The organism is Leifsonia sp. ALI-44-B (genome assembly GCF_001984125.1).
Lineage (GTDB): Bacteria > Actinomycetota > Actinomycetes > Actinomycetales > Microbacteriaceae > Okibacterium.
Genome location: NZ_MTQL01000006.1, coordinates 1068470 through 1095191, shown reverse-complemented (window position 1 = coordinate 1095191; position 26722 = coordinate 1068470). Strand labels below are relative to the sequence as shown.

Genomic DNA, 26722 nt, shown 5'->3' with positions numbered 1-26722 from the left:
GGCATGTCCGAGCCTTACACTCTCATCCTCCTCCGTCACGGAAACAGTGACTGGAACCAGAAGAACCTGTTCACCGGTTGGGTCGACGTGCGCCTGAGCGAACAGGGCGTCGCCGAAGCCAAGCGCGCAGGCGAGCTGCTGAAGGAATCGGGTCTCACCCCCGACATCCTCTATACCTCGGTGCTGAGCCGCGCCATCCAGACCGCCGACCTGGCCCTCGACACGGCCGACCGCCTGTGGATCCCGGTGAAGCGCACGTGGCGCCTCAACGAGCGCCACTACGGCGCGCTGCAGGGCAAAGACAAGGCGCAGACGCTCGCCGAGTACGGCCCCGAGCAGTTCCAGACCTGGCGCCGCTCGTTCGACGTGCCGCCGCCCCCCATCGACGCCGACGACCAGTACTCGCAGGCGAACGACCCCCGCTACGTGGGCATCGACGGCGACATCCCCGCCACCGAGTGCCTGAAAGACGTCATCGACCGCATGCTGCCCTATTGGCACTCCGACATCACGGGCGACCTGGCCGCCGGCAAGACGGTCCTGGTCACGGCGCACGGCAACTCGCTGCGCGCGCTCGTGAAGCACCTCGACGGCATCTCCGACGAGGACATCGCCGAGCTCAACATCCCCACGGGCATCCCGCTCGTCTACAAGCTCGACGCCGACTTCCGTCCCATCGAGCCGGCCGCCTACCTCGACCCCGAGGCCGCCGCCGCCGGCGCTGCCGCCGTGGCCGCGCAGGGCAACAAGAAGTAACCCGCGGGCGCACAGCCCGAACGACGAAGGCCCCTCGGAGAAATCCGGGGGGCCTTCGTGTTGAGCGGGGGCGTCAGGCACGACGCTCGAGGCGCGGCGACGGACGTGCGACGCCCAAAGCGGAGTGCCCGCGGCAAAGCGTCCGAGGCGAAGCGGGTTACGCCTCGAGCGGCTGCTGCCAGTCACCGGTCGCCAGGTACTGAACCTTCTTGGCGATCGACACGGCGTGGTCGGCGAAACGCTCGTGGTAGCGCGAGGCGAGGGTGGCGTCGACCGTTGCGACGGGCTCACCCTTCCAGGTCTCGCCGAGGACCTTGTCGAAGACGCTGACGTGCAGCTCGTCGACCTTGTCGTCTTCGTTGCGAATCTCTTCGGCCAGCTTCACGTCTTCCGTGCGCAGCAGGTCGGTCAGCTTGCGGGCGATCTCGACATCGAGGCGGCCCATCTCGGCGAACGTGGAACGCAGGCCCTTGGGCACGGCCTTCTCGGGGAAGCGGTAGCGCGCGAGCTGCGCGATGTGCTCGGCCATGTCGCCCATGCGCTCGAGCGAGGCGCTGATGCGCAGGGCGCTCACGACGATGCGCAGGTCGCGGGCCACGGGCTGCTGCCGCGCCAAGATGTTGATCGCCAGCTCGTCGAGGGCGATGGCCAGCTCGTCGATGCGGTGATCATCTTCGATGACGCGCTCGGCGAGAGCGACGTTCGAGTTGTTGAACGCCTGCGTGGCGTTATCGATCGAGATGCTGACCAGTTCTGAGATCGCGACGAGCCGGTCCTGCACCTCTTCCAGTTCCAGTTGGAAGACTTCGCGCATGGCAACTCCTTTTTCTGCGATGACACCGTTTTGTCATCAGCGTGCCGGTCCAAGGTTAACGTTTGGTGCCGCCTGTCTGAACGGCGCCCCAAATGCCCTGGTCGGGACCGCCCCCAGGCTCCTCGGGAATCCCCGGCCGGATGGCGTGCCTCTAATCTAGTCCTATGGAGTCCCACTGGTTGGTGCTCGTCTCGCTGGCGCTCGGCCTCGCCATCGGAGCCGGGTTGATGTACCTGTTTCACTATGCGGCGCAGCGTGGGCGGCAGGTGGCCGACGTCGTGGCCCCCACGGTTCCGGATGGCGTGAGCCAGGTGCTCGACGTGCTTGAGAGCGCGGGCATCGTGATCGATCCGTCCGGCAATGTCGTGAAGGCGTCGCCGGGTGCCCTAGCGCTCGGGTTGGTGTGGGACGGGCGGCTCGCGCATCCCGAGTTCGACGAGTTGGCTACGCGCGTGCGCGAAACGGGTGCCCCCGCCGTCGCCGACGTCGATGTCAGCAAGGGCCGGTTCGGGGATGCCGTGCGCAACCTGCAGGTGCGGGGTGCGCGTCTCGGCACCCGCTACATCGTGCTCCTCGCCGAGGATCACACCGAGGCCGTGCGCCTCGACGAGGTGCGCCGCGACTTCATCGCGAACATCTCTCACGAACTGAAGACGCCCATCGGAGCCGTGAGCTTGCTAGCCGAGGCTTTGGAGCCCGCATCCGACGACCCCGTTCAAGTGCGCAAGTTCGCAGCTCGGTTAAGCGCCGAGGCCCAGCGTCTCTCGAAGATCACCGCCGAGATCATCGACCTGTCGCGCCTGCAGTCGGCCGATGCCCTGCACCAACCCACGCTCGTCGACCTCGAGCGTGTCGTGGCCGCCGCCGTCGACCGCAACCGCGTGGCCGCCGACGCGACGGGTGTCACGCTCGTGGCCAAGAGCGCCAAGGACGCCTACGTCTATGGCGACGAGGCGTTGCTGGTCGTGGCGGTACACAACCTCATCTCCAACGCCATCCACTACTCGCCCGCCGGTTCGCGCGTGGGCGTGGGGCTGCGTCACGCGGATGACGCCGTCGAGGTCTCGGTCACCGACCAGGGCGTCGGCATTCCCGAAGAGGACCGCGAGCGGGTCTTCGAACGCTTCTTCCGCGTGGACGAGGCGCGCTCCCGTCACACGGGCGGAACGGGTCTCGGCCTCGCCATCGTCAAACACACCGTGCAGAACCATGGAGGCGATGTGCGCGTGTGGTCGCAGGTCGATCACGGCTCCACGTTCACCATCCGTTTACCCGAAGCGTCGAAGGTGACACCTGTGCCGGAACTCTCTGGCGACATCCGAAAGGAAACGCGATGACCCGCATCCTCCTCGTCGAGGACGAAGCCGCCCTCAGCGAACCGCTGGCCTACCTGCTGGAACGCGAGGGCTACGAGGTGCAGATCGCCGAGGACGGGCCGAGCGCCGTGCAAGCCTTCCTGGCCGAAGAGGCCGACCTCGTGCTGCTCGACCTCATGCTGCCGGGCATTCCGGGCACCGAGGTGTGCCGCCAGATCCGCAACGTCTCGACGGCCCCCATCATCATGCTGACGGCCAAGGACTCCGAGGTCGATATCGTCGTGGGCCTCGAACTCGGGGCGGATGATTACGTCACGAAGCCCTATTCCAGCCGCGAGTTGTTGGCCCGCATCCGTGCCGTGCTGCGCCGCCGCCAGAGCGACCCCGAAGAGGATGACGCCATCCTCGAGGCCGGGGGAGTGCGCATGGATGTCGACCGCCACACGGTTGCCGTGCGTGGCTCGGAGATCGGCATGCCGCTCAAGGAGTTCGAGCTGCTCGAACTGCTGCTGCGTAACGCCGGGCGCGTGTTGACGCGCGGCCAGCTCATTGACCGCGTGTGGGGCAGCGACTACTTCGGCGACACCAAGACGCTCGACGTGCACATCAAGCGCATCCGCTCGCGCATCGAGGAGAACCCGTCCGAGCCGCGCATGCTCGTGACCGTGCGCGGGCTCGGTTACCGCTTCGAGGCGTAGCCCTCGTCCCGGCGCCGGCAGAAGCATTCGAAGCGCTCGGCCAACGAAGAAGCCCCCACTCACTGAGCGGGGGCTTCTTGCGTGTCTTGACTGTTAGCTAGGAGATGACCTGTGGAGTTAGGAGATGACGACCGCGCGGCGGTCGTTATCGATGCTGCTGGAGGGCGCGTAGTCCTCGTATTCGGGCAGCTCGGAGTCGAGCACCGGAACCAGCAACTCGACACCCGTCTCGGTGCCGTACTGGAAGAAGATGGGCACGAGGCCGCCGGGGGCCACGTCGAGACCCGTCAGGGTGATCGTCTGCTCGTCGCCGAAGGTGGGGCTCGAATTGCCGTCGACCGTCACCGTGCCAGACACGCGACCGGCACCCTTGCCGAACTGGATGTCGAGGGCGTGAGGGCCGTTGCTGGGGTTGACGACCGAGACGATGAGGTTGCCGACTTTGCCGTCATCGGAGACGACGAAGGCGTTGCGGATGCGCAGATCGCCGACCGTTCCGCTGACGCCGTCGGTGACCTCTTGGATCTGCGTCGTGGCCTGCGGAGCGACGAGGTTGCAACCCGCCGTGCCCAGGACGACGGTGGCCGCCAGAACAGCGGATGCGACGAGACGCGACTTCACAAAAACCCTCCACGGAGCCTCGGATGGCAGTCGCGCGCGGGGCGCACGAATGCGGAACAATTCACGAGTTTAGCCTAGTGGCGACGTGTCGAAGTCGGCGGTTAGGCGAACCTTAGTGTATGCAGCCCTGTGGTATCCTAGATGTTGCTGAAGGGATACATATCCATGCTTTTTGAGGTTGGCGAAACCGTCGTTTACCCCCACCACGGGGCCGCAACGATTTCCGAAGTGAAGACCAGGGTCATCAAGGGGGAAGAAAAGCTTTATCTGAAGCTTCGCGTCACCCAGGGTGACCTCGTTATTGAGGTTCCGGCCGAGAATGTCGACCTCGTCGGCGTTCGCGACGTGATCGGCAAAGAGGGCCTCGACAAGGTGTTCGAGGTTCTGCGTGCGCCCTTCACTGAAGAGCCCACCAACTGGAGCCGCCGCTACAAGGCCAACCTCGAGAAGCTCGCCTCCGGCGATGTCATCAAGGTTTCCGAGGTCGTCCGCGACCTGTGGCGTCGCGACCAGGACCGCGGCCTCTCGGCCGGTGAGAAGCGCATGCTCGCAAAGGCGCGACAGATTCTCATCTCCGAGCTCGCGCTCGCCGAGAAGTCCAGCGAAGAGGCGGCTTCCACCGTTCTCGACGAGGTCCTCGCGTCCTAACCCTCGAACGAATGCCCGCTCCGGAGACGGGGCGGGCATTCGTCGTGCACACCCCTAGAATCGGCCCATGAATCCCGCACCCGAGCGAACGCCCGAGCCCGAACCGACGGTCGCCGAACCCGGATCGAATGCCGTGCCAGATTCTCGTCTCGAAACGAGCGGGCCGGATGCGTCCGGCGCTCCGACTCCCGGGCGCGCGATCGTCATCGTCGCAGCCGGCAGCGGTCAGCGACTCGGGGCCGAACGGCCCAAGGCGTTCGTCACACTGGCGGGCCGCAGCATCCTCGAGCACTGCCTCGACGGCGTGTTCGGCATGCACGAAGCGGCCCAGGTGATCGTCGTCGCACCCGCCGCGCTCGTGCCCGAGGCCGAAGAGATCGCGTTCCGCGCCGCCGGAGCCGCGCGCGATTACGTCAGCGTCGTCTCGGGCGGAGCCACGCGGCAGGAGTCCGTGCGCGCGGGACTCGGGCTGCTGCTCGATTCGGTGCAGACCGTGTTGGTGCACGATGCCGCGCGGGCGCTCGCGACATCCGATCATCTCGAGCGAGTGGCGATGCTCGTCGAGCAGACCGGTGGGGGAGTCGTGCCCGGCCTGGCCGTGGCCGACACCATCAAGAGCGTCGACGCCGACGGCACCATCACGGGCACGGTCGACCGATCGGCGCTGAGGGCCGTGCAGACGCCGCAGGGCTTCCCGCGCGCCCAGATCCTCGCCGCTTATGCCGCCGGGGGAGACGACCACACCGACGACGCCGCCCTGTGCGCCGCGCACGGATTCTCTTCGATCGTCGTGGCGGGCGACCCGCTGGCCTTCAAGATCACGACGCCGTGGGATCTGCAGCGCGCCGAACGCCTGCTCGCCGAGCGAGTCGCCGCTGCCGCGCTAGCCTCCGCCGGCACCGCCCCCGCCCTCCGCTCGGGCCTCGGTATCGACGTGCACGCATTCGACGACGACCAGCCGCTCTGGCTCGCGGGCCTGAACTGGCCGGGCGAACCCGGGCTCTCGGGCCACAGCGACGGCGACGCGGTGGCCCACGCCATCGTCGACGCCGTGCTCAGCGCGGCGGGCCTCGGTGATATCGGGGGCATGTTCGGCACCGACGATCCGCGATTCGACGGCGCCCACGGCAGCGTGTTCCTCGAGGCCGCCGTCGAGCGCGTGCGTGAAGCCGGCTACCGCATCGAGAGCGTCACGGCGCAGATCGTCGGCAACCGCCCCCGGTTCTCGCCGCGCCGCGCCGAAGCCGAAGAACTGCTGACCGCGCTCGTGGGGGCGCCGGTGTCGCTGTCCGCCACGACCACCGACGGCCTCGGTTTCACCGGCCGGGGCGAAGGCATCGCCGCCATCGCCACGGCATTACTCGCCGACATCCGGGCCGCCTCTGCCGCCCGACCAGTAGTCTGAGGGAGTGGGAATGCGACTCTATGACACGAAGGCTCAGGCGCTTCGAGACTTCACGCCGATCGTCGACGGCAAGGTGGGGCTCTACGTGTGCGGGCCGACGGTGCAGTCCTCGCCCCACATCGGGCACCTGCGTTCGGCGCTCGTCTACGACCAGCTGCGTCGCTGGCTGAACTTCTCGGGCTACGACGTCACGCTCGTGCGCAATGTCACCGACATCGACGACAAGGTTTTGCAGAACGCCACCGAGCACGAGCCGTGGTGGGCGCTCGCCTACCGCATGGAGCTCGAGTTCGCCGCTGGCTACCGCGCGTTGGGTGTGCTCGCTCCCACCTATGAGCCGCGCGCCACCGCCAGCATCCAGCAGATGCACGCCATCATTCAGCGCCTTATCGACAACGGCCACGCCTACCCCGCCACGGATGACTCGGCCGACGTCTACTTCGACGTGCGCAGCTGGCCCTCCTACGGTGACCTCACGCGCCAGAGCATCGACAACATGGAACAGGCCGCCGACGCCGACCCGCGCGGCAAACGCGACCCCCGCGACTTCGCACTCTGGAAGGGTCACAAAGACTCAGAGCCCGAGAGCGCATCCTGGCCGTCCCCGTGGGGCGACGGGCGACCCGGATGGCATATCGAATGCTCCGCGATGGCCAGCCGTTACCTGGGCGAGAACTTCGACATCCACGGCGGAGGGCTCGACCTGCGCTTCCCGCACCACGAGAACGAACTCGCGCAGTCGACCGCGGCCGGCCACGGTTTCGCCAACTACTGGGTGCACAACGGCCTCGTCAACGTGAACGGGCAGAAGATGTCCAAATCGCTCGGCAACTCGGTCTATGCGGCCGACCTGTTGTCGCAGGCGCGGCCCATCGTCGTGCGCTACTACCTCGGGCAGGCGCATTACCGATCGACGATCGACTACCACGACAACGCGCTCACCGAGGCCGAGGCCGCGCTCGAGCGCATCGAGAGCTTCCTGCGCCGTGCAGACCGCCGGCTCGCCGGCACGCGGTTCGCGGGAACGGGTGCCGAGAGCATCCCCGACGAGTTCCGCGAAGCCATGGATGACGACCTCGGCGTTCCCCAGGCGCTCGCCGTTCTGCACGACACCATTCGATCGGGCAACGCCGCGATCGACGACGACGACCTGCGTGTGGCTGCCGAAGCGCGCGGCCACGTCTGGGCCATGAGTAACGTCCTGGGCATCAACCCCCTCGCCCCCGAATGGGAACAGGGCGGTGAGAACGACTCGCACGATGTGCTGGCCGCCCTCGTCACCCGCCTGGTCGATGCCCGCGAACACGCACGAGCGGGGCGCGATTTCGCCGCCGCCGACCGAATCCGAGATGACCTCGCCGCGGCGGGAATCACCGTAGAAGACACCCCGACGGGTGCACATTGGAGTATCGATGGCTAGCAAACAAGGCCGCCCCGGCGCGGTCCGCAAGATGAAGAAGGGTGCCGTCAAGGGCACCGGCGGCAACGGTCGGCAGGCGCTCGAAGGCCGCGGCCCGACCCCCAAGGCCGAGGACCGCACCTACCACGTCGCCGGCAAGCGCAAGATCGCCCAGCAGCGACTGCAGGAGGCCCAGGCCAAGAAGGGCGGCGGACGCCCGACGACCGCCACCGGCCAGAAGCCGCGCAAGCAGAAGCAGGCCGACGACAGCGAGATCGTGACGGGCCGCAACTCGGTGCTCGAGGCGTTGCGCGCCAAGATTCCGGCGACCACGCTCTATGTCGCCACGCGCATCGAATTCGATGACCGCGTGAAGGAGGTCCTGGCCATGGCCACGGGCCGCGGCATCCCCATTCTCGAGGTCATGAAGCCCGAGCTCGACCGCCTCGGCGGCTTCGACTCGGTGCACCAGGGCCTCGCGCTCAAGGTTCCGCCGTACGAATACGCGCACCCCATGGAGTTGCTCGAGAAGACCATCAGCCGCGCGCAGACGCCGCTGTTCGTGGCGCTCGACGGCATCACCGACCCGCGCAACTTGGGTGCGATCATCCGCTCGACCGCGGCCTTCGGCGGACACGGCATCATCCTGCCGCAGCGTCGTTCGGTCGGCCTGACCGCCTCGGCGTGGAAGACGTCGGCCGGTGCCGCCGCTCGCCTGCCCGTCGCCATGGCCGGCAACCTGACCGCCACCATCAAGGCGTTCAAGCAGCAGGGTGTCTTTGTGATCGGCCTCGACGGAGACGGCGACGTGTCGCTGCCCGGCCTGGCTCTCGCCGACCGCCCGCTGCTCGTCGTGGTGGGCAGCGAAGGCAAGGGGCTCTCGCGTCTCGTGACCGAAAACTGCGACGCCGTCGTGTCGATCCCGATCGGCGCCGACACCGAGTCGCTCAACGCCGGCATCGCCGCGAGCGTCACGCTCTACGAGATCTCGAAGCTGCGCGCCGCGGCGAAGACCCGCTAGCGCTCAGAGGCAGCGAAAGGCCGGCACGGATGTCTGACATCCCGTGCCGGCCTTTTTCGCGACCGGTCGACCGGCCCGCTCGGTCGAGTTAGCTGAGCCCCAGTTCGTTCAGCCCAGTTAGCTCAGAGCAGTCAGCTCGGAGCAGTCAGCTCGGAGCAGTCAGCTCGGAGCAGTTGGCTTAGACCAGTTCGCGCCAGTCGACGTCGTCCTCCGACGAGGCGTCGTCGCTCACGACATCCACCGGGAGCGTGATGGTGCCCGTTGGCGGCTCGATGACGGTGGCCTCGTCGCGCCGGTGCCGCAGCACGTTGGTGATGTAGGACGTGAGCGCCTCGGCGAGCGGGATGTCGCGCCCCTGCTGTTCGGACAGATACCACCGGTGCTCGAGCAGCTGGTGGAACACCTCGGCCGGCTCGAGCTTGCCGCGCAGATCACGCGGGATGGATTTGACCACGGGCTCGAACACGCGGATCAGCCACTCGTGCGCGGCCATTTCTTCGTCGATGTTCGGGTTGGGCATGGTGGCCATGTAGGAGTCGAGGTCGTTGAGCAGGCGCCTTGCCTGATTCTCCTGCGTGTCGAGACCCGTGAGCCGCAGCAGCCGCCGCTGGTGGTGACCCGCGTCGACGACTTTCGGCTGAATGCGGATCTGGGTGCCCTCGGCGCTGGCCTTGATGGCGAGCTCCTCGATGTCGAAGCCCAGTTCGTTGAGACGCGCGACGCGCTCGTTGATGCGCCAGCGCTCGGAGCTCTCGAACTGCTCGCTGCCCGTGAGCTCTTTCCACAGCGAGCGGTAGGCGGCGACGATGCCGTTCGACACCGTGATCGGGTCGAGCTCGTCGTCGACGCGGCCGCCGGCCTCGAGGTCCATGAGCTCGCCCGCGATGTTGACGCGCGCGACCTCGAGATCGTTCTCGCGCTGACCGTTGGAGAGCCCACCGTCGAAGAGCTTGCCCGTCTCGGCATCCACCAGGTAGGCGGCGAAGGCGCCGGCGTCGCGGCGGAAGAGCGTGTTCGAGAGCGAGACGTCGCCCCAGAAGAAGCCGATCACGTGAAGGCGAACGAGCAGCACGGCCAGGGCGTCGACGAGACGCGTCGCGGTATCGGGCCGCAGCTGTTGCGAGAACAGCGCGCGATAGGGCAGCGAGAACTTGAGGTGCCGCGTGACGAGCACGGAGGGCAGGGGGTCGCCGTCGTCGGTCGTGCGGTTGGTGATCACCGCGACGGGGTCGACGCACGGGATGTCGAGCCGCTGCAACGTGCGCAGCATGTCGTATTCGCCGCGGGCCATCTCGCTCGTCGTCTCTTTGACCGCGATGACGTAGCCCGACAGGTTGGCGAAGCGCACGAGGTGGCGCGAGATGCCCTTGGGCAGCGACGCGATGTTCTCGGACGGCCAGGTGTCGAGCGGCAGGTTCCAGGGCAGGTCTAGCAGGGCAGGGTCGACGGTGGCCGCCGTGATGTTCAGTGAACCGCTCATGATCGTTAAACGATAGCGCCGGCCGGGTGTCGCACGGTGTGCGGACCCGGCCGGCGTCTGATCGTCGTTAGGCTACGACGGCCTTGTTGAGGCGCTCGCCCGACTCGATGTCGAACGTGTGCAGGTGGTTCGGCGTCGGAACGAGGCCGACCGTGTCACCGGCGGAGGGGTGCAGGCGACCGTCGACGCGGGCGACGAGGTCGGTGCGCTTGCCGTTGATGTCGGCGTGACCGTAGAGGTAGCCGTCGGCGCCGAGTTCTTCGACGAGGTCGACCGTGACCTGCAGGCCCACGCCCGGCTCGGTCGAGACCTGGATGTCTTCGGGGCGCACGCCCACGGTGACCTCCTTGGCCGAGGTGGCCGAGAGGATCTCGCGGTCGACCGGGACGACGGAGGAACCGAAGACGATGCCGCCCTCGGCCAGGTCGGCCTGGATCAGGTTCATGGCGGGGGAGCCGATGAAGCCGGCGACGAACACGTTCTCAGGCTTCTCGTACAGGTCGCGCGGCGTTCCGACCTGCTGCAGCAGGCCGTCCTTCAGCACGGCGATGCGGTCACCCATGGTGAGGGCCTCGGTCTGGTCGTGCGTGACGTAGACCGTGGTGACACCGAGGCGACGCTGGAGCGACGCGATCTGGGTGCGCGTCTGGACGCGGAGCTTGGCGTCGAGGTTGGACAGCGGCTCGTCCATGAGGAACACCTGGGGCTGACGCACGATGGCGCGACCCATGGCAACACGCTGACGCTGACCACCCGAGAGGGCCTTGGGCTTGCGGTTGAGGTATTCCTCGAGGTCGAGGAGCTTGGCCGCCTCGAGCACGCGGGTGGCGCGCTCGTCCTTGCCGACGCCGGCGATCTTGAGCGCGAAGCCCATGTTCTCGGCGACCGTCATGTGCGGGTAGAGCGCGTAGTTCTGGAAGACCATGGCGATGTCACGGTCTTTCGGGGGAACATCGGTGACATCGCGGTCGCCGATGCGGATGCTGCCCGAGTTGACCTCTTCGAGGCCGGCGAGCATGCGAAGAGACGTCGACTTTCCGCAACCGGAGGGGCCGACCAGAACGAGGAATTCGCCATCGGCGACCTCGAGGTTCAGCTTGTCGACCGCGGGGCGCGTGCCACCGGGGTACAGACGGGTTGCGTTGTCATACGTTACTGACGCCATTATTTTCTCCTTCACCGGCAGGTACGTGCCGGACGATCCGTTGTGATGGATGTCGATGGTCACACCCGTGCAGTCGGAACCGTCCGGGTGAACACATCGTTGTGTTGTCGCGGCGCACGCCGAAGCGCGACACCGGTGCGCTCATTATGCCACGTTCGGGGGGCATCCCGTGCCGGGCCATACAGCTCTTTCATTCAGCCGTCGTTTGGACGATTCCCAGATGAGAGAGGTAGCCTCGGTGAGGTTTGGCTCTTCCCGTGAGCCGTCACGACTTCCCCAACACGATAGAGCGAGGATCCATGAGCATCGGTGGTCCCGGGCACCGTCCCTCCAAGAACGAGCGTCGCGAAGCGGCGCGCGAGAAGGCCAAGCTTCAGCGCGAAGCCCAGCGCAAGAAGGACCGCCGCAACCGCGTCCTCCTGCAGGGCGGCCTGGTCGTCGTCGTTCTCGCCATCGTCGCGGGTGTGGCCGTCATCATCGCAACGGCGATCCGTCCGGCATCCCCCGGCCCCGCCAACATGGCGAGCGACGGCATCGTGTTCGGCCAGGAAATGAAGGTCGTCCCGTCCGATGCGCTGGCCGCCGGCGCCGAGCCGCAGGCCACGAAGACCGACCCGAACGTGCCCAACATCCGCATCTATCTCGACTACCTGTGCCCCTTCTGCGGCCAATTCGAAGAGACCAATGCCGAGCAGCTCACGAGCTGGGCCGAGTCGGGCACCGTCACCGTCGAATACCACCCCATCGCTTTCCTGACGAGCAAATCGGCGGGCACGCAGTACTCGCTCCGCAGCGCCAACGCGGCCGCCTGCGTCGCGAACTACTCGCCCAACGACTGGCCTGCGCTGAACAACGCGCTCTTCGCCAACCAGCCCGAAGAGGGCACGGCCGGTCTGACGAACGACCAGATCAAGAAGCTCGTCGCCGACACGGGCACGTCAGAGGCCAAGAAGATCAACTCGTGCATCGACGACTTCACCTACAAGTCGTGGGTGCAGAACGCCACCGATCGCGCGCTGGGCGAGCCCATCCCCAACTCGTCCCTCGAGAAGCTGCAGGCCACGCCCACCATCCTGGTGAACGACAAGCAGTACACGGGGTCGATCACCGATGCCAAGGAGTTCCAGGCGTTCGTGCTGTCGACGGCATCCGAGACCTACTCCACGTCGAGCCCCACGCCCACCTCGGGCGAGACGGCCGCTCCGACCGAGACGCCGGCCCCGAGCGAAACGCCCGCGCCGACTCCCGCTCCATAAGGCCTTTCGACCAGACCGCCCGGGCGACCGAGTGGTCTGGTCGGCCCCCATCCGATAAGGTTGGGATGCTTCAAAGCTGCTGCCTTGGCGCAGTCTGGTAGCGCAGCTGTCTTGTAAACAGCAGGTCGTCAGTTCGAATCTGACAGGCAGCTCAGATGTAGCAACAGAATGCAGGCACCCGCCGGTCCACGTGACCGGCGGGTCTTTGCATGTGTGGGGTCTGGCTTGTGCGGGGCCCGGCATGTGCAGGGCCGCGGGCATTATTCGGAGGGGTGCGCGGTTGTCCTCGGATGCCGGTGCGCTCGCGCTCGGCACGAACGAGATGCAAGGGACAGATACGAATGACAGACATCAATTCCGCCGCCGCAGGGAACGCTGACAGGTCCGCCTCGGACTCCGCCGCGACTTCCGCCACAGGTCCCGCAGCTGTGACCGCCGTCGGTGAAGCTCCGGCCGCCAAGAAGCCTTTACCGGCCGGGCTGGCCATCCTCATCGCCGTTGTCGTCGGTGGCGGTATCGCGGCCCAGGCCCGCATCAACGGCGAGCTGTCGGCGCGAGCGGGCGACGGATTCGTGGCGGCGTCGATCTCGTTCGGCAGCGGTCTCGTCATCTTGCTGATCTGTCTGCTGATCATGCGATCGGGTCGCACCGGTGTCGCGCGTGTCTGGGGCATGCTGCGCAGTGGCACGATGCCCTGGTGGACCGTGCTCGGCGGACTCGCGGGCGCCTTGCTCGTGCTCTCACAGGGCCTCACGGCCGCGCTCGTAGGTGTCGCTCTCTTCAGCGTCGCCGTCATCGCCGGGCAGACGGTCAGCGGGCTCCTGCTCGACCGCGCCGGTTTCGGACCGACGGGGGTCGTGCGTATCACGGTGCCGCGCGCCGCGGGAGCCATCCTCGCCCTGATCGCGGTCGGCTGGTCGGTGTCGGGTCAGCTCGGCGGCCCCGTGCCCGTCTGGGTGCTCATCCTTCCGCTCATCGCCGGTCTGGGCCTCAGCTGGCAGCAGGCCGTCAACGGCCGCGTCAAGGTTGCGGCGCAGAGCACGCTCGCGGCCACGTTCGGCAACTTCGTCGTCGGCACAGCGGCACTCGTCGTCGCCATGCTCATCCACTCGTCGTTCGTCGGCTGGCCCACGTCGCTGCCCACCGAGTGGTGGCTTTACACCGGCGGCGCGATCGGCTGCGTCTTCATCGGAACCCTCGCCTGGCTCGTCCAGCACACCGGTGTGCTCGTGTTGGGGCTCGCCTCGGTGGCCGGGCAGCTGCTCGCCGCGATCGCCATCGACGTGATCTTCCCGAGCGATGCCACGCACCTCGGCTTCGCGACCTTCGGCTCGACGGCGCTCGCGCTCTGCGCGGTCGTCATCGCGAGCGCACGCTGGAAGCGCCGCACCCGCTAGCAGCGCAAAGAGGGGCGCTCCGTGATGGAGCGCCCCTCTTTGTGCGAGCTGAGGACGGTGGGCTAGAGCGCCACGGCCTTCTTGACGTTCTTGCCCGTCGTGTCTTTCTTGCTCTTCTTGCTCTTCTTGTCTTTCTTGGCCTTCTTCGGCTTCTCGCCCGTCGCCGCAACCGGAGCCGGGTGGAACTCGTCCTCGCTGTCGGCATCCGAGCTGGCCGTCACACCCGCCAGAGCGTGGGGATGCAGCGGCTGCAGGAACTGCTCGGGGTCGATGAGCTTGCGGCGGCCGGGCCGGGCGTTAGCCGGGAGACCGCCGACGTACAGCCATCCGAGCAGCTCTTCGTTCTTGTCCAACTTGTGCATCTTGCGCACCGACTTGGCGCGCGTGTAGTGGCTCGTGCGCCAGAACACGCCCCAGCCGGCGTCGTGCAGAAGCAGGCTCATCATGTGGGCGACGCCCGAGGCCGTGGCCTCTTGCTCCCAGGGGTGAACCTTGCTCTTCTTCACGTTCGCGACGATGGCGAGGATGAGTGGAGCCTTCAGCGGTTTGCTGGACGGTTTGCTCGACCCCTCGGCCTTGCCGAGCGCCCGGGCCAGCTCGAGCCGGGCGTCGCCGCGCAGCTCGATCAGGCGCCAGGGGCGGAGCGAGGAGTGGTCGGCCACACGCCCGGCAGCCTGCACCAGGGGGAGGAGTTCGTCGTGGGTGGGAGCATCCGAGGTCACTTTGGACCAGGAGCGCCGACCCGCGACGATCTCGACGAGGTCGGTCACTTATTCGCTCGGGGTGAAGCCGAGGGCGAGGGAGTTCATGCAGTAGCGGTCGCCCGTGGGGGTGCCGAAACCGTCGTCGAACACGTGGCCGAGGTGCGAACCGCACTTGGCGCAGCGCACCTCGGTGCGGACCATTCCGAGGCTCTTGTCCTCGATGAGTTGAACGGCCTCGGGGTCGACCGACTCGTAGAACGAGGGCCATCCGCAGCCGGAGTCGAACTTCGTTCCGCTCTTGAAGAGCTCGTTGCCGCACGCCGCACAGGTGTAGAGACCCGAGCGGGCCTCGTCGAGGAGCTCACCCGTCCACGGGCGTTCGGTGGCCGCTTCGCGGAGGACGGCGTACTGGTCGGCGGGAAGGTTCTCGCGCCACTCGGCGTCGCTCTTGTTTACTTCGTAAGTCATGGTGCCTCCTGCGGTCATAGACAGATCACCCTATTAAACCGGCAGGAGCTGAATATTGTTCCCGCATGACATGATGCCGGGATGGATCGAACACGCGCCTGGTACGAGCGTTTCGCGCGGCAGGAGGCGGCCGGTCGGTCGCCCCTTTACGTCGCCTGGGCGGAGGGAGTCGCGGCCGACGACGAGGTGCTCGCGTTGCTGGGCGAGCTGCCGCCCGAGAAGCGCCAGCCGAACCTGCTGTTCGCGTGCGCGCGCTGGTGCGGGGCCGCCGACGGGATGCGGGCGGCGTCGCCTGTGGACGCTGACGTCGGAGCCACGTCCTACGCGGCCTTCCGCGAGTTCGTCCTGTCGAACTGGTCGAGGGTGTCAGGCGAGATGCGCATGCGATCCACGCAGACGAATGAACCCGGGCGCACCGCGAGCATCCTGGCGCTCTTGGCGCAGATCGACGCCGCCGAGGGGCCGCTCGCGCTGATCGAGGTGGGGGCGTCGGCCGGGCTGTGTCTCTACCCCGACCGCTACAGTTTCCGCTTCACGCGCGCGGGCGCCATCCCGAGCCTCGACGCGGACCCAAGCGCTCAGGAGTTCGACCCGGATGACGGTGTCTGGCGTCTCGACCCGCAAGAGGGGCCCAGCTCGGTCGTGCTGGAGACGGCGGTCACCGAGTCGGCGGGCGTGAACGAGGCGGCGCTTGGCCCGGCCGAAAGGGACGAGCACACGCAGGACGTCTCCGAGCTGGGGGCCCGTGCAGGTCGTGATGCTGCGCAGGACTCGGCTCAGGCGGTTCGCGTGAGGTGTGCGCTGCCGAGTCGGATGCCGCGCATCGCGTGGCGTGCCGGGATCGATCTCGCGCCCATCGATGTGCGGGATGCCGAGGACATCCGCTGGTTTCTGACGCTCCTGTGGCCCGAAGAAACCGAACGGCGCTCGCGGATCGAGGCGGCGCTCGAGATCGTGCGCCGAAACCCGCCGCTCCTGGTCGCCGGAGACGCCGTGGATGATCTCGCTGCGCTGGTCGCCCGGGCGCCCGCCGGCACGACCCCGGTCGTCGTCACCGCGGGCGTGCTGGCTTACCTGTCCCCGGCGCGGCGCGAGGAGTTCGCCCGCGAGGTTCGCCGGCTGGGCGTGCGGTGGATCTCGAACGAGGGGGAGCGTGTGCTGCCGGCCGTGGCCGAACGACTGGCGGTGATCGAGGGGACGGAGGCTGCGGCATCCGAACCGGGCCGTTTCATCGTTGCGCTCGACGGCGAACCCGTGGCGGTAGCCGGACCGCACGGGCAGTGGCTGCGGTTCGTGTGAGCGACGGGTTCGACAAACGCCGGGGGCGGTGAGCGGGCGTCCAGGCGGCGCTGGATAGTATGGCGCTCGTGAGGAGGCCCGCCTGATGTCGACACAAGCTCAAAACGACGCTCGAACGACCGGTGACCGACTCGACGAACTCTCGGCAGCCATCCTCGACTTCGAGAATCGCACGTGGCGCGAACAGTCCGTGAAAGACGAGGCCATTCGCAACACCTTCTCGCTGAGCCCCGCCCGCTACTATCAATTGCTGGGCGCACTGCTGGAATCTCCCCTGGCGGTCGCCTACGATCCGTTGCTCGTCAACCGACTCCGCCGCCTGCACGACCGACGCCTCGCCCGCCGCGACGCGCGTGCCCGGCGCAGCCTATGAGACGAGCGGATGTCGCCCGGTGCGACGCCCCTGACCCGACCCAGAGGACCAACGACTAAGCCATGGGACAGAGCTACCCGAAAGACCGGTTCGACGAAGCGCCGCGCGACCTCAAACGCGTGGGGGCGCACCGTGCGCCCGCGAAGCGTCGCGGCTGGATCGGGTTCGTGGTCGCCGCGGTCGTCACACTTCTGCTCGTCGCCATCGGGGCCGTGGCCATCAACGTGCTGAGCGACCGTGTGCAGTTCACCGATACGCCCGCCGCCACGGGAACGGCGCCCGCGAGCGAAGTTCCGACCGCCGCGCCCACCATCGATCCGAACGCCGAGATCGTGGTGCTCAACGGCACGAAGACCGCGGGTCTCGCCGCGACGGCCATCTCGCAGCTCAACGCCGCAGGCTGGGAGCAGAGCATCACGCCGAGCAACTCCACCTCGACCGACGTCGAGACGACGATCGTGTACTACCGGGATGCCGCGCAGGAGGGTGTGGCCCGCGGGCTCGCGCAAGCGCTCGGTGGCGCGACCATCCAGTTGCTGACCGAAACCGAGGCACCGGATGCCGGAGCCGAGGGTGAGGCGACCACCATCACGATCGTGCTCGGCGCCGACTACACGCCCACCACCACAGCCCCTTAGCGCCGCCGAACGCAACCGGGCGAGGTGGCCTCGACCCGTCGGTATTCGGGCCGGTGCGGCCCCCGAAACTGCCCGCATATTTCGGCGATGTTTAATTCTCATTGAATTGTTGTACGCAATCGCGAAATCGGGTCATTTACCCGTTGACCTGGCTGTCCATTTCATTACTATCTGAAATTGGTCACACATTTTGCCGTCAGTACGCTCCACTCGGATCGGCCTCGATACGCACGATGGCTGCATCCTCACATATGCAGTAGACCCCGCACAGGCAAAACGTTGGTGCGGCAATAACACAGCAACTGGGAGTTACTCATGGCGAACGGGACCGTGAAATGGTTCAACGCTGAAAAAGGTTTCGGCTTCATCACCGTCGACGGAGAGGGACAGGACGTCTTCGTCCACTATTCGGCGATCGACATGTCCGGCTACAAGGTCCTCGAAGAGGGCCAGGCCGTCGTGTTCGAGGTCGGCACCGGGGCAAAGGGCCCGCAGGCGGAGTCGGTGCGCCTCGCCTGAGACCGCATCAACGATCACGGAGAACGCCGCTCGCACACCGCGGGCGGCGTTCTTCATTCCCGGTCACGCGGCTTGCACTCGGTGGGGGAGAGTGCCAGAATCGTGTTAGCACTCGATCAACCTGAGTGCTAAATACGTTCATGACGTCCGGGAGGGACGAAAAACACAATGGCTAAGATCATTGCTTTTGACGAAGAGGCCCGCCGCGGCCTCGAGCGTGGCTTGAACACGCTGGCCGACGCCGTCCGAGTCACCCTCGGGCCCCGCGGTCGCAACGTTGTCCTCGAGAAGAAGTGGGGCGCCCCCACGATCACCAACGACGGCGTGTCCATCGCCAAGGAGATCGAACTCGACGACCCGTACGAGAAGATCGGCGCCGAGCTGGTCAAAGAGGTCGCCAAGAAGACCGACGACGTTGCCGGTGACGGCACCACGACGTCCGTCGTCCTCGCTCAGGCCCTCGTTCGCGAAGGACTTCGCAACGTCGCCGCCGGCGCAGACCCCATCAGCCTGAAGAAGGGCATCGAGAAGGCCGTCGCCGCCGTCTCGGCCGAGCTCATCTCCGCTGCCAAGGAAATCGAGACCAAGGAAGAGATCGCCGCCACGGCGTCCATCTCCGCCGCCGACCCGCAGATCGGTGCGATCATCGCCGAGGCGATCGACAAGGTCGGTAAGGAAGGTGTCGTCACCGTCGAGGAGTCGAACACGTTCGGCACCGAGCTCGAGCTCACCGAGGGTATGCGCTTCGACAAGGGCTACCTGTCGGCGTACTTCGTGACCGACGCCGACCGTCAGGAAGCGGTCTTCGAAGACCCCTACATCCTGATCGCGAACTCGAAGATCTCGAACATCAAAGACCTTCTGCCGATCGTCGACCAGGTCATCCAGTCGGGCAAGCAGCTGCTCATCATCGCCGAGGACGTCGACGGCGAAGCTCTCGCGACGCTCGTCGTCAACAAGATCCGTGGCATCTTCAAGTCGGTCGCCGTCAAGGCTCCCGGCTTCGGTGACCGCCGCAAGGCCCAGCTGCAGGACATCGCCATCCTCACCGGTGGTCAGGTCATCAGCGAAGAGGTCGGCCTCAAGCTCGAGAACGTGACGCTCGACCTGCTGGGTCGCGCTCGCAAGGTCGTCATCACCAAGGATGAGACCACCATCGTCGAGGGTGCCGGCGACGCCGAGCAGATCGCCGGTCGCGTTGCTCAGATCCGTAAAGAGATCGAGAACACCGACAGCGACTACGACCGCGAGAAGCTGCAGGAGCGCCTGGCGAAGCTCGCCGGCGGTGTTGCGGTCATCAAGGCCGGTGCCGCCACCGAGGTCGAGCTCAAGGAGCGCAAGCACCGCATCGAAGACGCCGTTCGCAACGCGAAGGCAGCCGTCGAAGAGGGCATCGTCGCCGGTGGTGGTGTCGCCCTGATCCAGGCCGGCAAGACCGCTTTCGACAAGCTCAACCTCACGGGTGACGAGGCGACCGGTGCCAACATCGTGCGCGTTGCCATCGACGCCCCGCTGAAGCAGATCGCCCTCAACGCGGGCCTCGAGCCCGGCGTCGTGGCCGAGAAGGTTCGCAACCTGCCCGTCGGACACGGCCTCAACGCCGCGACCGGTGAGTACGTCGACATGCTGGCCGCCGGCATCAACGACCCGGTGAAGGTGACGCGTTCGGCCCTGCTGAACGCCGCCTCCATCGCCGGTCTGTTCCTCACCACCGAGGCCGTCGTCGCCGACAAGCCCGAGCGCAACGCTCCGGCCCCGGCCGACCCCACCGGTGGCATGGACTTCTAAGTCCTGCACACACGAGAGGCGTCCTCCTTTGGGAGGGCGCCTCTCGTCGTTTAACCGCTGCGCCAAATCCGCCTGCCCGAGCGTCGAGTCCGACGGAAGTCAGGGTGAGGCGGATTCGCGGCTCCGTTCGCAGGCCCGTGGTTGGCACGTCGTCGCACGGCTTGGCGTGGATGCAGGGAGGGGCTTGAACGCGCCGGGCCGTTCCGCGTGCTAGCGGGTGACGGGGGAGGCGTCCCCGCCGCGCGGCGCGAGCTCGGCGGCGCGCTGGGCGTCGAGGAGCGGCAGGGTGACACGGAAGGTGGCTCCGCCGCCGGGCGTCTCGTCGACCGTCACGGTGCCCTCGTGGGCGCGGATGATCGAGGACACGATGGCGAGGCCCAGGCCGCTGCCGCCGGTTTCGCGGGTGCGGGAGCTGTCGGCGCGCCAGAAGCGCTCGAAGATCTTGTCGCGGATCTGTGGGGGCACGCCCTCGCCGTGGTCGATGACCGCGATGGTCGCGGTGCCGGCGTCGGGGTTGGCCGAGACACCGATCTCGATCGGGCTTCCGGGCGGTGTGAAGCGCAGGGCGTTGCCGATGAGGTTGGTGACCACCTGGCGGATCTTGTTCTCTTCGGCGTAGACGAGCGCGGGGGTCTCGGGGCGCACGCCGTCGAGGTCCTCGGAGGCGGACAGGTCGATGATGTCGTGCTCGCCGGTGTCGCGGCCGACGCCGGGGGCGCCGGAGCGAGGACGACGGGACCGGAGGCGCGCGAGCGTGGCGCCTGCGTAAGCGATGGGCCCTGTTGCGGCAGCCTGTCCGGTGCCGTCGGCACGGGAGCGGCGAACGAGGGGTGCGGTGGCGGGTGCCTGGCCATCTGAGGCGGGGGTGTTGCGAGACCCCGGGGCGTCAGGCGTGCCGTCGCCATTGCGCGCGGCCTCGGCGGCACGGGGGTCGGTGCCGGCACCCGAACCTGCGGAGGCGAGTGCGCCCGCAGCGGCACCCAAAGCAGGGCTCGATGCGGAGGCCGGGGTGGCGCGCAGCGCGGTCTGGGGCGGGTTGTCGGCGACCACGGTGACCGTGCGATCTTGCGAGGCGGCCGAAGCATCCATGGCGGCGTCGCGGGCGATGGGGGTCAGGTCAACGACCGTGCGCTGGAGAGGTTTCGTCTCGTCGAGGCGCGCGAGCTCGAGCAGGTCCTCGACGAGGCCACCCATGCGGATGGCTTCCTTTTCGATGCGCTCCATGGCCTGGGCGACGTCGTCGGGGGTCTGCAGGGCGCCCATGCGGTAGAGCTCGGCGTAGCCCCGCACGGTGACGAGGGGCGTGCGCAGTTCGTGGCTGGCGTCGCCCACGAAGCGGCGCATCTGGCTGATGGTCTTGCTGCGGTCGGAGAACGCCTGGTCGATGCGGTTCAACATGGTGTTGAGTGAACGGTTCAGGCGGCCGACCTCGGTGTTGGGGGTCGAGACGCTGAGGCGTTGGCTGAAGTCACCCTTGGCGATGGCGGCGGCGGTGCTCTCGACATCCCGCAACGGCTGGAACGTGGATGTCACGAGCAAACGTGTCAGCACGGCCCCGAGAATGATGACCCCGAGCCCCAGGCCGAAGAAGATCGTGAGGTAGGTGGCAACGACATTGTCGGTTTCGCGCATCGACATGGCCACGACGGCCACACCCGTGCTGCGCCCGTCATCCCAACGGATGGGAGCGGCGACGGCCGAGTAGGTGACCGCTCCGTTGGCGTTGTGCAGCTCGAACGGCACCAGGTCGCGCCCGGCCGCCTGCTCGAGCGTGAACGTGGCGGGCGGCACGGGCAGCGTGCTGGACGGCTTGCTGCGCCACGTGTTGCCCACGTAGGCACCCGTCGGGTCGTAGAACGCGACATAGAAGTCGGAGTTCGACCCGTCGAGCACCACGTTATTGTCGACGAGCCCCGCGATGTATTCGTTCTGCGCCTGAGCCTGCAGCTTGGCGTTGACCTGGTTGGTGAGCGCCGGCTTCAGAATGGCGACCGTGCCGACCCCCGCGAGCAGCAACCCCATGGCGAGGACGATGACGGTGACACCGGTGATCTTGGTGCGCAGCGAAATCGAATTCCACCACTCGGAGAGGGAATCGTTCATTGGGTGCGGATCAGGCCTTACCGGTCTTCAACATGTAGCCGAAGCCACGCTTGGTCTGGATGAGGGGTTCTGACGAGAACTGGTCGAGCTTGCGGCGCAGGTAGGAGATGTAGCTCTCGACGATTCCCGCGTCACCGTTGAAATCGTACTCCCACACGTGGTCGAGGATCTGGGCTTTGCTGAGAACGCGGTTGGGGTTGAGCATGAGGTAGCGCAGCAGCTTGAACTCGGTGGGGCTCAGCTCGATGGCCGTCTCGCCCACGAGCACCTCGTGCGTGTCCTGATCCATGGTGAGCTCGCCCGCGCGGATGACCGCGTCTTCGTCGGCGTGCATGGTGCGGCGCAGGATGGCCTTGATGCGGGCGACGATCTCGTCGAGGCTGAACGGCTTGGTGACGTAGTCGTCGCCGCCGACCGTGAGACCCGTGATCTTGTCTTCGGTGTCGTCTTTGGCCGTGAGGAAGAGGATGGGGGCCGTGTAGCCCGAGGAGCGCAGACGCTTGGTGACGCCGAAGCCGTTCATATCGGGCAGCATCACGTCGAGGATGATCAGGTCGGGCTCTTCTTCGAGAACGGCCGAGATGGCCTGAGCGCCGTTGCCGACCGCACGCACCGCGAAACCGGCGAAACGCAGGCTCGTGGTGAGGAGGTCGCGGATGTTGGGTTCGTCGTCGACGATAAGGATGCGTGGTCCGGTCATGCCCCTAGTATCTGCGTGTTGTCTGCACGTTGTCTGGGAGCGCTAGGGATGTGCGCAGGGCGCCGGCTCGACGACATCCGAGCGCCCTGCCGGCCTAGGCCGCAATGCTGTCGGCGTCGAGAATGGTGTAGCTGTAGCCCTGTTCGGCGAGGAAGCGCTGGCGGTTCTGCGCGAAGTCCTGGTCGACCGTGTCGCGGGCCACGAGCGTGTAGAAGTTGGCAGCCAGGCCCGACTCCTTGGGGCGCAGCAGGCGGCCGAGGCGCTGGGCCTCTTCCTGGCGCGAACCGAACGACCCCGACACCTGGATGGCGACGGTGGCCTCGGGCAAGTCGACCGAGAAGTTGGCGACCTTTGACACGACGAGCACCTGCTCTTCGCCCACGCGGAACGCCTGGAAGAGTCGCTCGCGCTCGTCGACGGGCGTCGAGCCGGTGAGCTGCGGGGCTCCGAGCGCGGTGGCGAGTTCGTCGATCTGGTCGAGGTACTGGCCGATGACGAGGATGCGCTCACCCTTGTGTTTCTTCACGAGCTCGCGCACGACATCCAACTTGGCGGGAGCCGTGGCGGCGAGACGGTAGCGCTCGTCATCGGCTGCGGCGGCGTAGGTGAGGCGCTCGGACTGCGGTAGGTCGATGCGCACCTCGTAACAGGTGGCCGGGGAGATGTAGCCCTGCGCCTCGATCTCTTTCCACGGCGCGTCGAAACGCTTCGGGCCGATGAGACTGAACACGTCGCCCTCGCGGCCGTCTTCGCGCACGAGCGTGGCCGTGAGGCCGAGGCGGCGGCGGGCCTGCAGCTCGGCCGTGAGCTTGAAGACGGGCGCGGGCAGCAGGTGCACCTCGTCGTAGACCACAAGGCCCCAGTCCATGGCGTCGAGCAGGGCCAGGTGTGTGTATTCGCCCTTCCGGCGGGCCGTGAGGATCTGGTACGTGGCGATCGTGACGGGTTTGACCTCTTTGACTTCGCCCGAGTATTCACCGATCTCATCGGCCGTCAGCGTCGTGCGCTTGAGCAACTCGTCGCGCCACTGACGCGCCGAGACCGTGTTGGTGACGAGGATGAGCGTGTTGGTCTTGGCCGTGGCCATCGCGCCCGCGCCCACGAGCGTCTTGCCGGCACCACAGGGCAGCACGACGACGCCCGAGCCGCCGTCGAAGAAGTTCTGCACAGCCTTGTTCTGGTAGTCCCGCAGGGCCCAGCCGTCTTCCTTCAGGTCGATGACGTGGGGGGTGCCCGGGGTGTAACCCGCGAGGTCTTCGGCCGGCCATCCGAGCTTCACGAGCTCCTGCTTGAGCTGGCCGCGCGCCCAGGGCTCGACGAGGAAGACGCCCGGCGCGGGGTTTCCGATGAGGAGGGGCGCGATGCGCTTGGCGTTGGCGACCTCGGCGATGACGGCCTCGTCGAGCGAGCGCAGAATGAGGGCACCCTCGTCATCCCGCTCGATGTTGAGGCGGCCGTAACGCGACACCGTCTCGGCGATATCGATGGTGACGGTCTGGGGGATGGCGAATTTCGAGTACTTCTCGAGCGTGCCGATCATGTCCTCGGCCTCGTGGCCGGCGGCTCGCGCGTTCCACAGCCCGAGGCGCGTGATGCGGTAGGTGTGGATGTGCTCGGGTGCACGTTCGAGCTCGGCGAAGACGGCGAGGTCGTGCCGCGCTTCCTCGGCGAGAGGGTGCGCGACCTCGAGCAGCACGGTGCGGTCGCTTTGGACGATCAGTGGTCCGTCAGACATAACTGCTCAGTTTAGTCGCGCTTTCTGAGAACGGATGACGCGGGCCGCCAGCCCCGATCAGGCGGGATTCAGGCGCGTGATGTTCTTGATCGGCAGCGTGCGCTCGATGTCGGCGGCACGATCGCGACCGCGCAAGCGACCCGCCGCGACGGCTGTCGGCTCGAGCAAGAATTCGCGTTCGACCCCACCCGGGAGCGAGACCAACACGAGCACCGTCTGCTTTGCCTTGATGGCCGCATCGAGCTGGCGCGCCAACCACGCCTCGTCGGAGGCATCGCCCTCGACGGCCGTGTTCTCGCGCAGACGCGCGATGAGTGGCGAGTAGTCGGCGGGCGGCGGCGGTGTGGGGCGGGCGCGCAGGGCTCGGCGGCGCGGCGTGCGAATTTCGCCGTCGATGGTTTCGGCAGCCACCGGGTAGCGCGCGTCCACCAGCGCCCAGAACACGACGTCGTCGGCGAAGCGGCTGACGAGGCGGTTGCGGCCGGACTGCTGCAGGGCAACGGCCGTGAGCGAGTGGTCGACCGAGATCTGGCTGATCAGGTGTTCGTCGTCGGATCGCACATAGGTGCGCGCGCCGCTCGGCGATTCGAGGGCCTCGGACTCGGGCAGGGTGCCCACACGCACGCGGCCGAAACGCTTGGCGCTCTCGCGCACGAGGTAGTCGACGGGCTGCGGGATGCCGGTGAGCGAGATCTTGGACAGGAACTCGAGGATGCTGTCGGCGGTCTCACCGGAGGACAGCGCCTTCGTCACCGATTCGGCGCTCAGGCGGTAGCTCGCGGCCTGCGCGCGGGCTTCGAGGCCGGCGATTCCGCGGAGGCGCAGATCGGCCGTGGGGTTGAGGGGGCCGGGGCTGACGATGCTGAGGTCGTGCTGGATGTAGACGTTGTCGACCTGGTGCGGCAGGCTGTCGGCGAGAAGGGCGGCTGCGGCATCCGCACCCCGTTCGAGCACCGTCACGCCGGCGGATGTGGGGTGGCCCGTCGTGGTGATGCCCAGGGCCTCGGCCTGCGCCGTGACGCGAGCGAGCTGGGCCGTGATCCAGCCGCTGCCGGCCGGGTAGAGCCAGGCGGCGTAGGACGTGAGGGCCTGGCCCCACGAACTCTGGGCCAGCGGCGCGAGGGCCGCGCGCACCTCGGCGGGCACGGACTCGAGCCAGGTGCTCGCGAGCAGGGACCAGCGGTCGACGACGCTGCCGCGCAGCCAGCGCTCGCCGTCGGGCGTGGACAACCAGCCGGACGATTCGAGCGTGACAAAACCGGCGCGGCGGGCGAGGTCGAAGTAGGTCGTGACGGCCGTGGGCTCGACGTGCATCGACTCGGCCATGCGCTTGGTGTCGGGCTGGCCGAGGCCGCCGCGGCCGAGTTCGCGCGCGGGCATCTGCGTGAGCTCGATGATCATCTCGGCGACGGCCGACAGGGCCTCGAATGCGCGCTCGGAGGCGAGGGACTCGGGGGCCGTGATCGGGATGGTCTGCGTGGTGCGGGCGCCGGACGGAACGCTGGCGTGGCCGCCGTGGTGCTGCTCGGCGGGGGCGGTGGCGCCGGGATCCGACGGGGCGGTGAAGCCGTCGATGGCGGGCGCCGGTTCGCTCGTGAGGGCATCGGCGTCGGGCAGACCGCGCTCGGGCCACGAGGCGAGCACCGCGTCGACGGCGGCGAAGGTGCGGTAGGTGGCCGGGTCGATGTCGAGCGGGTCGACCGCGCGTGGCGTGCCCGTGCCGAGGGCGAGGGTGACGAGGTGGCGCTGGCGTGCGACATCCGTGTCGTCGGAGGGGTCGACCGGGGCGCCGGATGCGAGGGCCAAGGTGCGGCGATCGAGGTGGCTCAAGGACTGCTGCACGCGCTCGGGGTCGAAGAGCAGGTCGGCGAGGTCGAACAGATCGGAGATGCGCGCATCGGGGGAGATGGAGCGCGCAGTGAGGAGCGTGCGGATGGCCTCGTCGGGCCAGGCGCGGAGCGACGTTGCAAGCGCGAGAGTGTCAGTCACGGAGACGACCGGGCCCTTATCGGCTCGACCGGGGACGCGTGGAACCGCCCGGCGTTCGCCGTGCGGTGGATGCTGCGGCGGGTTTGCCTGCAGCCGAGCCGGATGTCGCCGACGCGCGGTTCTCGCGGCCGCGACGGGTGAAACCGACGATCAGCAGCGTGAGGACCATGAGGAACGCGATCGGCAGGCCGATGAGCGGCAGGAAGCTGATGACGGGCCAGAGGCCGTTCTGGAAATCGCCCCGCTCGAGGCCCGTGGCGGTGCCCACGATGATGGCGACGAAGCTGAGAATGGACAGGAAGACTATTGCGACCAGCATCACGGCGAGCACACGCTCGAACCTCGTTACGCCGGAAGATGTTTGATCGGTCACCTGACCAGGATATCGGCTCCCGGGTGACAAACAGTTAAACTGATGGATGGCGGGCAG

The 26722-nt window shown here is 67.4% G+C and carries 25 protein-coding genes and 1 tRNA gene; 15 read left to right on the top strand and 11 right to left on the bottom strand.

Features of this window, described 5'->3' with window-relative positions:
* Nucleotides 1–3 precede the first annotated feature (3 nt).
* Nucleotides 4–756 carry a phosphoglyceromutase gene (locus ALI44B_RS06095; RefSeq protein WP_077053736.1) on the top strand — a complete coding sequence of 251 codons (753 nt, stop codon included), beginning with the start codon at nt 4–6 and terminating at the stop codon, nt 754–756.
* Between the two features lie 157 nt (nt 757–913).
* Here ALI44B_RS06095 and phoU read toward each other — a convergent pair whose 3' ends face one another.
* The gene (gene phoU, locus ALI44B_RS06090) at nt 914–1570 is read right to left on the bottom strand and encodes a phosphate signaling complex protein PhoU (RefSeq protein ID WP_077053735.1); all 657 of its coding nucleotides are present in this window, start codon (nt 1568–1570) and stop codon (nt 914–916) included.
* 164 nt (nt 1571–1734) lie between these two features.
* On the opposite strand from phoU, the gene ALI44B_RS06085 reads away from it, so the two are divergent.
* Complete coding sequence (locus tag ALI44B_RS06085) at nt 1735–2907, top strand: sensor histidine kinase (RefSeq protein ID WP_077053734.1); 1173 nt, start codon at nt 1735–1737, stop codon at nt 2905–2907.
* Nucleotides 2904–3584: a response regulator gene (locus tag ALI44B_RS06080; RefSeq protein ID WP_077053733.1), complete on the top strand. Its 681-nt coding sequence runs from the start codon at nt 2904–2906 to the stop codon at nt 3582–3584. The genes ALI44B_RS06085 and ALI44B_RS06080 overlap by 4 nt, the downstream gene beginning before the upstream one ends.
* 117 nt (nt 3585–3701) lie before the next feature.
* Here the strand turns inward: ALI44B_RS06080 and ALI44B_RS06075 are convergent, their stop codons facing one another.
* Nucleotides 3702–4205, bottom strand: a complete 504-nt coding sequence (locus tag ALI44B_RS06075) for a hypothetical protein (protein ID WP_077053732.1) — start codon at nt 4203–4205, stop codon at nt 3702–3704.
* A 165-nt stretch (nt 4206–4370) separates the two neighbouring features.
* Here ALI44B_RS06075 and ALI44B_RS06070 point away from each other — a divergent pair, with 165 nt between their 5' ends.
* The 4 genes from ALI44B_RS06070 to rlmB all read left to right on the top strand — a co-directional run bounded on the left by ALI44B_RS06070 (nt 4371) and on the right by rlmB (nt 8678).
* On the top strand, nt 4371–4853 hold the full coding sequence (locus tag ALI44B_RS06070) for a CarD family transcriptional regulator (RefSeq protein WP_077053731.1): 483 nt from the start codon (nt 4371–4373) through the stop codon (nt 4851–4853).
* A 67-nt stretch (nt 4854–4920) separates the two neighbouring features.
* Complete coding sequence (gene ispD / locus ALI44B_RS06065) at nt 4921–6258, top strand: 2-C-methyl-D-erythritol 4-phosphate cytidylyltransferase (RefSeq protein WP_083709592.1); 1338 nt, start codon at nt 4921–4923, stop codon at nt 6256–6258.
* A gap of 4 nt (nt 6259–6262) precedes the next feature.
* Nucleotides 6263–7678 carry a cysteine--tRNA ligase gene (gene cysS, locus ALI44B_RS06060; protein WP_077053730.1) on the top strand — a complete coding sequence of 472 codons (1416 nt, stop codon included), beginning with the start codon at nt 6263–6265 and terminating at the stop codon, nt 7676–7678.
* Nucleotides 7671–8678 (top strand): 23S rRNA (guanosine(2251)-2'-O)-methyltransferase RlmB, encoded by a 1008-nt coding sequence (rlmB, locus tag ALI44B_RS06055; protein ID WP_077053729.1) that lies wholly within the window; start codon nt 7671–7673, stop codon nt 8676–8678. The genes cysS and rlmB overlap by 8 nt, the downstream gene beginning before the upstream one ends.
* A gap of 178 nt (nt 8679–8856) precedes the next feature.
* On the opposite strand, the gene ALI44B_RS06050 is transcribed toward rlmB, so the two are convergent.
* Complete coding sequence (locus ALI44B_RS06050) at nt 8857–10158, bottom strand: DUF4032 domain-containing protein (RefSeq protein ID WP_077053728.1); 1302 nt, start codon at nt 10156–10158, stop codon at nt 8857–8859.
* Nucleotides 10159–10225: 67 nt separating this feature from the next.
* A complete protein-coding gene (locus tag ALI44B_RS06045; RefSeq protein WP_077054022.1) occupies nt 10226–11323 on the bottom strand; it encodes an ABC transporter ATP-binding protein in 1098 nt (365 codons plus the stop codon).
* Nucleotides 11324–11622: 299 nt separating this feature from the next.
* Here ALI44B_RS06045 and ALI44B_RS06040 point away from each other — a divergent pair, with 299 nt between their 5' ends.
* The 3 genes from ALI44B_RS06040 to ALI44B_RS06030 all read left to right on the top strand — a co-directional run bounded on the left by ALI44B_RS06040 (nt 11623) and on the right by ALI44B_RS06030 (nt 13976).
* The gene (locus ALI44B_RS06040) at nt 11623–12579 is read left to right on the top strand and encodes a thioredoxin domain-containing protein (RefSeq protein WP_077053727.1); all 957 of its coding nucleotides are present in this window, start codon (nt 11623–11625) and stop codon (nt 12577–12579) included.
* 78 nt (nt 12580–12657) lie between these two features.
* Nucleotides 12658–12731 (top strand) — tRNA-Thr (locus tag ALI44B_RS06035).
* Nucleotides 12732–13007: 276 nt separating this feature from the next.
* Nucleotides 13008–13976 carry a DMT family transporter gene (locus ALI44B_RS06030; RefSeq protein WP_077053726.1) on the top strand — a complete coding sequence of 323 codons (969 nt, stop codon included), beginning with the start codon at nt 13008–13010 and terminating at the stop codon, nt 13974–13976.
* Between the two features lie 62 nt (nt 13977–14038).
* Here ALI44B_RS06030 and ALI44B_RS06025 read toward each other — a convergent pair whose 3' ends face one another.
* A complete protein-coding gene (locus ALI44B_RS06025; protein ID WP_083709588.1) occupies nt 14039–14746 on the bottom strand; it encodes a nitroreductase family protein in 708 nt (235 codons plus the stop codon).
* Nucleotides 14747–15148 carry a peptide-methionine (R)-S-oxide reductase MsrB gene (gene msrB, locus ALI44B_RS06020; protein ID WP_077053725.1) on the bottom strand — a complete coding sequence of 134 codons (402 nt, stop codon included), beginning with the start codon at nt 15146–15148 and terminating at the stop codon, nt 14747–14749.
* A gap of 81 nt (nt 15149–15229) precedes the next feature.
* On the opposite strand from msrB, the gene ALI44B_RS06015 reads away from it, so the two are divergent.
* The 5 genes from ALI44B_RS06015 to groL all read left to right on the top strand — a co-directional run bounded on the left by ALI44B_RS06015 (nt 15230) and on the right by groL (nt 19765).
* Nucleotides 15230–16447 (top strand): DUF2332 domain-containing protein, encoded by a 1218-nt coding sequence (locus ALI44B_RS06015; RefSeq protein WP_077053724.1) that lies wholly within the window; start codon nt 15230–15232, stop codon nt 16445–16447.
* 85 nt (nt 16448–16532) lie between these two features.
* On the top strand, nt 16533–16820 hold the full coding sequence (locus tag ALI44B_RS06010; RefSeq protein ID WP_077053723.1) for a DUF3263 domain-containing protein: 288 nt from the start codon (nt 16533–16535) through the stop codon (nt 16818–16820).
* 62 nt (nt 16821–16882) lie between these two features.
* Nucleotides 16883–17458 carry a LytR C-terminal domain-containing protein gene (locus tag ALI44B_RS06005; RefSeq protein WP_077053722.1) on the top strand — a complete coding sequence of 192 codons (576 nt, stop codon included), beginning with the start codon at nt 16883–16885 and terminating at the stop codon, nt 17456–17458.
* A 315-nt stretch (nt 17459–17773) separates the two neighbouring features.
* A complete protein-coding gene (locus tag ALI44B_RS06000) occupies nt 17774–17977 on the top strand; it encodes a cold-shock protein (protein WP_077053721.1) in 204 nt (67 codons plus the stop codon).
* A 168-nt stretch (nt 17978–18145) separates the two neighbouring features.
* On the top strand, nt 18146–19765 hold the full coding sequence (groL, locus tag ALI44B_RS05995) for a chaperonin GroEL (protein ID WP_077053720.1): 1620 nt from the start codon (nt 18146–18148) through the stop codon (nt 19763–19765).
* A 210-nt stretch (nt 19766–19975) separates the two neighbouring features.
* Here the strand turns inward: groL and ALI44B_RS05990 are convergent, their stop codons facing one another.
* The 5 genes from ALI44B_RS05990 to ALI44B_RS05970 all read right to left on the bottom strand — a co-directional run bounded on the left by ALI44B_RS05990 (nt 19976) and on the right by ALI44B_RS05970 (nt 26665).
* Nucleotides 19976–21868 (bottom strand): sensor histidine kinase, encoded by a 1893-nt coding sequence (locus ALI44B_RS05990; RefSeq protein WP_077053719.1) that lies wholly within the window; start codon nt 21866–21868, stop codon nt 19976–19978.
* Nucleotides 21869–21878: 10 nt separating this feature from the next.
* A complete protein-coding gene (locus ALI44B_RS05985) occupies nt 21879–22568 on the bottom strand; it encodes a response regulator transcription factor (protein WP_077053718.1) in 690 nt (229 codons plus the stop codon).
* A gap of 94 nt (nt 22569–22662) precedes the next feature.
* Nucleotides 22663–24303, bottom strand: a complete 1641-nt coding sequence (locus tag ALI44B_RS05980; protein ID WP_077053717.1) for a DNA repair helicase XPB — start codon at nt 24301–24303, stop codon at nt 22663–22665.
* Nucleotides 24304–24360: 57 nt separating this feature from the next.
* Nucleotides 24361–26292: a helicase-associated domain-containing protein gene (locus ALI44B_RS05975; protein ID WP_077053716.1), complete on the bottom strand. Its 1932-nt coding sequence runs from the start codon at nt 26290–26292 to the stop codon at nt 24361–24363.
* A 16-nt stretch (nt 26293–26308) separates the two neighbouring features.
* Nucleotides 26309–26665 (bottom strand): hypothetical protein, encoded by a 357-nt coding sequence (locus ALI44B_RS05970; RefSeq protein ID WP_143459010.1) that lies wholly within the window; start codon nt 26663–26665, stop codon nt 26309–26311.
* Nucleotides 26666–26722: the final 57 nt, after the last annotated feature.

What these genes read in the sequence shown, in the direction of transcription:
- ALI44B_RS06095 (WP_077053736.1), top strand. Translation starts at nt 4, where the DNA reads ATGTCCGAGCCTTACACTCTCATCCTCCTCCGTCACGGAAACAGTGAC.
- phoU (WP_077053735.1), bottom strand. Translation starts at nt 1,570, where the DNA reads ATGCGCGAAGTCTTCCAACTGGAACTGGAAGAGGTGCAGGACCGGCTC.
- ALI44B_RS06085 (WP_077053734.1), top strand. Translation starts at nt 1,735, where the DNA reads ATGGAGTCCCACTGGTTGGTGCTCGTCTCGCTGGCGCTCGGCCTCGCC.
- ALI44B_RS06080 (WP_077053733.1), top strand. Translation starts at nt 2,904, where the DNA reads ATGACCCGCATCCTCCTCGTCGAGGACGAAGCCGCCCTCAGCGAACCG.
- ALI44B_RS06070 (WP_077053731.1), top strand. Translation starts at nt 4,371, where the DNA reads ATGCTTTTTGAGGTTGGCGAAACCGTCGTTTACCCCCACCACGGGGCC.
- ispD (WP_083709592.1), top strand. Translation starts at nt 4,921, where the DNA reads ATGAATCCCGCACCCGAGCGAACGCCCGAGCCCGAACCGACGGTCGCC.
- rlmB (WP_077053729.1), top strand. Translation starts at nt 7,671, where the DNA reads ATGGCTAGCAAACAAGGCCGCCCCGGCGCGGTCCGCAAGATGAAGAAG.
- ALI44B_RS06050 (WP_077053728.1), bottom strand. Translation starts at nt 10,158, where the DNA reads ATGAGCGGTTCACTGAACATCACGGCGGCCACCGTCGACCCTGCCCTG.
- ALI44B_RS06045 (WP_077054022.1), bottom strand. Translation starts at nt 11,323, where the DNA reads ATGGCGTCAGTAACGTATGACAACGCAACCCGTCTGTACCCCGGTGGC.
- ALI44B_RS06040 (WP_077053727.1), top strand. Translation starts at nt 11,623, where the DNA reads ATGAGCATCGGTGGTCCCGGGCACCGTCCCTCCAAGAACGAGCGTCGC.
- msrB (WP_077053725.1), bottom strand. Translation starts at nt 15,148, where the DNA reads ATGACTTACGAAGTAAACAAGAGCGACGCCGAGTGGCGCGAGAACCTT.
- ALI44B_RS06015 (WP_077053724.1), top strand. Translation starts at nt 15,230, where the DNA reads ATGGATCGAACACGCGCCTGGTACGAGCGTTTCGCGCGGCAGGAGGCG.
- ALI44B_RS06010 (WP_077053723.1), top strand. Translation starts at nt 16,533, where the DNA reads ATGTCGACACAAGCTCAAAACGACGCTCGAACGACCGGTGACCGACTC.
- ALI44B_RS06005 (WP_077053722.1), top strand. Translation starts at nt 16,883, where the DNA reads ATGGGACAGAGCTACCCGAAAGACCGGTTCGACGAAGCGCCGCGCGAC.
- ALI44B_RS06000 (WP_077053721.1), top strand. Translation starts at nt 17,774, where the DNA reads ATGGCGAACGGGACCGTGAAATGGTTCAACGCTGAAAAAGGTTTCGGC.
- groL (WP_077053720.1), top strand. Translation starts at nt 18,146, where the DNA reads ATGGCTAAGATCATTGCTTTTGACGAAGAGGCCCGCCGCGGCCTCGAG.
- ALI44B_RS05990 (WP_077053719.1), bottom strand. Translation starts at nt 21,868, where the DNA reads ATGAACGATTCCCTCTCCGAGTGGTGGAATTCGATTTCGCTGCGCACC.
- ALI44B_RS05985 (WP_077053718.1), bottom strand. Translation starts at nt 22,568, where the DNA reads ATGACCGGACCACGCATCCTTATCGTCGACGACGAACCCAACATCCGC.
- ALI44B_RS05980 (WP_077053717.1), bottom strand. Translation starts at nt 24,303, where the DNA reads ATGTCTGACGGACCACTGATCGTCCAAAGCGACCGCACCGTGCTGCTC.